Source organism: Lysinibacillus sp. NPDC093688 (genome assembly GCF_050280145.1).
GTDB classification, from domain to species: domain Bacteria; phylum Bacillota; class Bacilli; order Bacillales_A; family Planococcaceae; genus Lysinibacillus; species Lysinibacillus xylanilyticus_B.
The window spans coordinates 1-4,515 of the sequence record NZ_JBNNUX010000088.1 but is presented as its reverse complement, the minus strand read 5'-3'; the positions used below and the strand labels follow the sequence as shown (position 1 = coordinate 4,515).

The following is a 4,515-nucleotide window of genomic DNA, read 5'->3' as shown; positions in this document are numbered from 1 at the left end:
GAAGCGGGAGGGGAACGAAGGCTAAAAGCATCACGTCCTGTGATAACGCCTTCGTGACCAACATCCTGTTGCCCCGACGCCCCCAGGAAGCTCTGTTCTGCTCTGCGCGAAAGCGAAGCGTCAGCGGCAAAGCGCCCAGACGGAACGGAAATCAACCACACGTTATGGTGATTATTAATACATAATGGGCGTGGGGGAAATGAATCAAATTCATGATGTAAGTTGTGGTCAGTTTAGGAATAGGACTTGTTTTTAAGGGGAATGCTTCTACTGGTGGCACTGATTTACTAGCGCAAGTATACCGGAATAACGCTTGGTACAAGTGTACTTTTAATTGATGGGATTATCGCAATTAGTGCAGTGTAGCAATTGTTTTTGACTTAGAGAAAGGTTTGTATGCCCTGATTGGACTTTATGTCACGACAAAAACGATTGATATTATTCAGCTCGGCTTTAGTCAGTCTAAAATGGTTTACATTATTACGATGAAACAAGATGAGGTTCGTGATGCTATTTATGCCGAGATCAATCGAGGAGTGACAAAGTTGCCTGCAATGGGTGGCTATACAGGGGAAGCGCGACCAGTTCTGATGGTTGTGGTTTATCAAACAGAATTCACAAAGCTGAAACAACTCATTAAAAACGTTGACCCATCAGCGTTTGTGATCGTTTCTAATGCTTATGAGGTGTTAGGAGAAGGTTTCAAACGTGCATAATTTTGGTATAATGTCGGGGAAAGATACTTATTTACTTTGAGGAGGGGCCCTAATGAAAAAGGCAATGTTAACATTAGCGATTGGTTCAGCAATCTTCTTAGCTGCTTGTGGCGGAGGTAAAACTACAAATGAAGGTTCAAAAACTACTACTCCAAATGGAGAAACAATTGCTATGAAATCTTGTATTACTTGTCATGGTGGTGAACTACAAGGTCAAGGAAATGCACCAAAAATTAGCGATGTAGGTTCTCGTTTAACAGAAAAAGAAATTTTAGATGTTATTGAAAATGGTAAAGGTTCAATGCCTGCTGGTGTTGTTAAAGGTGCAGATGCAGAAGCAGTTGCCAAATGGTTAGCTACTAAAAAATAACAATAATGAAACTAGCGGGCTGGAGAACCGCTAGTTTTTTTATATTTTGTAGAAAATTTTAGCCAGGTAGACAGAGTGTAAATACATTTCTTTTATACATAGACATGCTAAAATAAGGTGAAACTGCAATCATTATGCTGATTGCTAGTTAACACGGGACAAAACAACATATTCGATTCCTTTGAATGGAGGCTACTAAACATTGGTCGTAGTATTAACAAGAGACGTTATGGAGAAATTTAAGTTAGATCTATTAGCTGGTGAGGAAGGAATAGGAAGAACGATTGTTACGAGTGATATTTCAAGACCGGGGCTCGAAATGGCGGGATATTTTACGCATTATCCTGCAAATCGGGTACAATTGCTTGGAAAAACAGAACTTTCATTTTTTGAAATGCTACCTGCAAATGTGAAACTGGAGCGCATGCGTCTACTATGTTCGCAAGATACTCCAGCTATTATTATTTCTCGTGATTTAGAGGTACCGAAGGAACTTATTCAGGCGTCCAATGAAAAACATGTACCTGTATTTAAAACACATATGACAACAACGAAATTTTCTAGTAGGCTAACCAACTATTTAGAAGGTCGCTTAGCACCAATGACTGCTGCTCATGGAGTTTTAGTGGATATATATGGCATCGGTGTACTCATTATCGGAAAAAGTGGTGTAGGGAAAAGTGAAACAGCACTTGAGCTTGTCAAGAAGGGGCACCGTTTAGTGGCTGATGATTGTGTAGAGATTCGTCAGGAGTCAGAGAACTTTTTAATTGGAAGTCCACCACCTCTTTTAGAACATTTACTCGAAATTCGAGGCATTGGTATTATCGATATTATGACCCTCTTTGGAGCAAGTGCGGTCCGTCCGTACAAACGTATTACATTAGTAATCGAATTAGAAATATGGGATCCAGAAAAAGTCTATGATCGTCTAGGTTTAGAGGAAGAGAAAATGAAAATCATAGATACGGAATTAACGAAGTTAACGATTCCTGTAAGACCTGGACGAAATGTGTCTGTCATTATCGAAGTAGCAGCAATGAATTATCGTTTAAAAAAGATGGGTGTTAATGCAGCCGAAGAGTTTTCTAGACGTTTAGATGAGGTGATTTCATCAGCGGATGAATTAGATGATTAATTGTTCATTAATAGGATACAATAGCCTATATGATAGATGAGAGGAGTATAAGATGGATTTATTATTATTAGATATTAATCCGATTGCTTTCCATTTAGGACCTATCCCTGTTCGTTGGTATGGGTTACTAATTGTATCGGGTATTATTTTAGCTTATATTGTAGGACAAAGAGAGGCTGTTAAGAGGGGCTTACCGGAAGATTTTCTTGCGGATTTATTACTATGGGCTGTTCCTATATCCATAATATGCGCACGTATTTACTATGTAACGATGCGTTGGGATTATTATAGTGAAAACCCCGGGAAGATTATTGAAATTTGGAATGGTGGTATCGCTATTCACGGTGCACTTATTGGGGCATTTTTGACTGGTTACATATTCACTCGTAGAAGAAATATAAGCTTTTTACGAGTAGCAGATATAGCGGCACCGAGTATTTTAATTGGACAGATAATTGGACGCTGGGGAAATTTTATGAACCAGGAAGCTTATGGTGGTCCAGTATCACATGAATTTTTAGAACATCTAATGCTGCCGGATTGGATTATTAATCAAATGTATATTGAAGAATTAGGAACATATGTACATCCTACTTTTTTATATGAATCCGTTTGGAACTTCATTGGGTTAATTATTTTACTAGTATTACGCAAAGTTAATTTAAATCGCGGAGAAATATTCTTCAGCTATTTAATTTGGTATTCAATCGGTCGTTTCTATATAGAAGGCATGCGTACAGATAGCCTGTATTTAGTAGGGGATTTACGCTCAGCTCAGGTTGTTTCAATAATAAGCATTGTAGTGGGTCTTGGTGCGATTATTTACCGACGTATAAAAGTAAAACCCGCAGTGAAATATTTAGATAATAAATAGGGGGTTCGCAAAGTGGCTGTAAAGGCATTACTATTTGATTTTGATGGTACATTACTCAATACAAATGATTTAATCATTCAAACATTTATGCATGTTTTAAACGAACGATTTCCCGGGCAATATTCGCCAAAAGATTGCTTGAAATTCCTTGGTCCGTCCTTAAAACAGACATTTAGTGACATTGCTCCTGGTGAAGAGGGCGAAATGATAGCAAAATATCGTGAATATAATGAACAACATCACGATGAGCTTGTCACTCAATATCCTGATGTGGTATCAACTTTAGAGCAATTAAAGGATATGGGGATCAAATTAGCGATTGTGTCTACAAAGCGTAATGGGATGATTGACCGTGGTCTATCTGTACTAGGCGCAAGTCATTTATTTGATATCCGTATTGGTACGGATGATGTGAAAAATGTAAAGCCTAATCCAGAGCCAGTTTTGCTTGCGCTTGAACGACTTGGAGTAAACAAGGAAGACGCCATTATGATTGGTGACAATTCTCACGATATTGAGGCAGGACACAATGCTGGAGTAAGAGCGGCTGGTGTTGCATGGGCATTTAAAGGTGAGGAATACTTACAGCAATTCAAACCGGAATATATGTTGCATCATATGACGGATTTATTTGAAATTGTGAAAGCGGGGTAAGTAAATGGCACGTAAAACAGAACGCTACCGTGTCGAAGGAGCGAACTCGCTTTGGAACATTTATGATACGGTGTCCTTTTGGAAGGTGATGAAGTGTTTCATTGTCATTCAAATTGGACGCTTCACACCATTTTTACGTGTGAAAAACTGGTTGTATAGAACTTTTTTAAAAATGGACATTGGTGAACAAACTTCCATAGCTTTAATGGTCATGCCAGATACAATGTTTCCAGAACGTATACACATCGGAGACAATACCGTTATAGGCTTCAATACGACTATTTTGGCGCATGAATATTTAATAGAGGAATATCGTCTAGGAGATGTTCATATTGGCAATGAAGTAATGGTTGGTGCTAATTCAACGATACTACCAGGTGTAACGATAGGTGACGGTGCGATTGTGTCAGCTGCAACCCTCGTACATAAGGATGTGCCAGCAGGCTGTCTAGCAGGCGGTAATCCTATGCAAATTATTTATTCAGCTGAACAAATGGCGGAACGCAAACGCAATGAAGTAGTAGAATGGTGCACGCCAAAAAAATAATAATATCGAAACTGTGCAAGCTTTGCTGTGCACAGTTTTTTTCTTTTGAAAAGCTATTGTGACAATGAAGTTAATGTATCACATATTAAATAAATTATAGCTCTTCGGCAAAATGAGGGGGTGATTTCCGTTCCGACTGGGCGCTTTCCTGGGGGCGTCCGATGAGCCGCTTCGCTTCGCTGCAGGGTCTCGGGCCAACACGATGTTGGTCACGAA

Annotated in this window: 6 protein-coding genes and 1 pseudogene; all 7 read left to right on the top strand. The window is 39.2% G+C overall.

Annotated elements, in window-relative coordinates; translation table 11 throughout:
• Positions 1-224 precede the first annotated feature (224 nt).
• A pseudogene (locus ACQKN2_RS25085) lies at positions 225-503 on the top strand (YitT family protein); the annotation flags it as partial.
• Positions 486-716: a YitT family protein gene (locus tag ACQKN2_RS25080; RefSeq protein ID WP_427417340.1), complete on the top strand. Its 231-nt coding sequence runs from the start codon at positions 486-488 to the stop codon at positions 714-716. The pseudogene ACQKN2_RS25085 and the gene ACQKN2_RS25080, both read left to right, overlap by 18 nt.
• 52 nt (positions 717-768) lie before the next feature.
• Complete coding sequence (cccB, locus tag ACQKN2_RS25075) at positions 769-1,086, top strand: cytochrome c551 (protein ID WP_427417339.1); 318 nt, start codon at positions 769-771, stop codon at positions 1,084-1,086.
• A 202-nt stretch (positions 1,087-1,288) separates the two neighbouring features.
• Entirely contained in the window at positions 1,289-2,224 is a 936-nt protein-coding gene (hprK, locus tag ACQKN2_RS25070) for an HPr(Ser) kinase/phosphatase (protein ID WP_323649812.1), read from the top strand.
• Between the two features lie 52 nt (positions 2,225-2,276).
• Positions 2,277-3,098: a prolipoprotein diacylglyceryl transferase gene (gene lgt, locus ACQKN2_RS25065; RefSeq protein ID WP_427417338.1), complete on the top strand. Its 822-nt coding sequence runs from the start codon at positions 2,277-2,279 to the stop codon at positions 3,096-3,098.
• Between the two features lie 12 nt (positions 3,099-3,110).
• Complete coding sequence (gene ppaX / locus ACQKN2_RS25060) at positions 3,111-3,752, top strand: pyrophosphatase PpaX (RefSeq protein ID WP_427417337.1); 642 nt, start codon at positions 3,111-3,113, stop codon at positions 3,750-3,752.
• Between the two features lie 4 nt (positions 3,753-3,756).
• Positions 3,757-4,299 (top strand): acyltransferase, encoded by a 543-nt coding sequence (locus tag ACQKN2_RS25055; protein ID WP_427417336.1) that lies wholly within the window; start codon positions 3,757-3,759, stop codon positions 4,297-4,299.
• The last annotated feature ends 216 nt before the right edge of the window (positions 4,300-4,515 follow it).

Coding starts and splice junctions, on each gene's coding strand:
- ACQKN2_RS25080 (WP_427417340.1), top strand. CDS start 486: ATGAAACAAGATGAGGTTCGTGATGCTATTTATGCCGAGATCAATCGA.
- cccB (WP_427417339.1), top strand. CDS start 769: ATGAAAAAGGCAATGTTAACATTAGCGATTGGTTCAGCAATCTTCTTA.
- lgt (WP_427417338.1), top strand. CDS start 2,277: ATGGATTTATTATTATTAGATATTAATCCGATTGCTTTCCATTTAGGA.
- ACQKN2_RS25055 (WP_427417336.1), top strand. CDS start 3,757: ATGGCACGTAAAACAGAACGCTACCGTGTCGAAGGAGCGAACTCGCTT.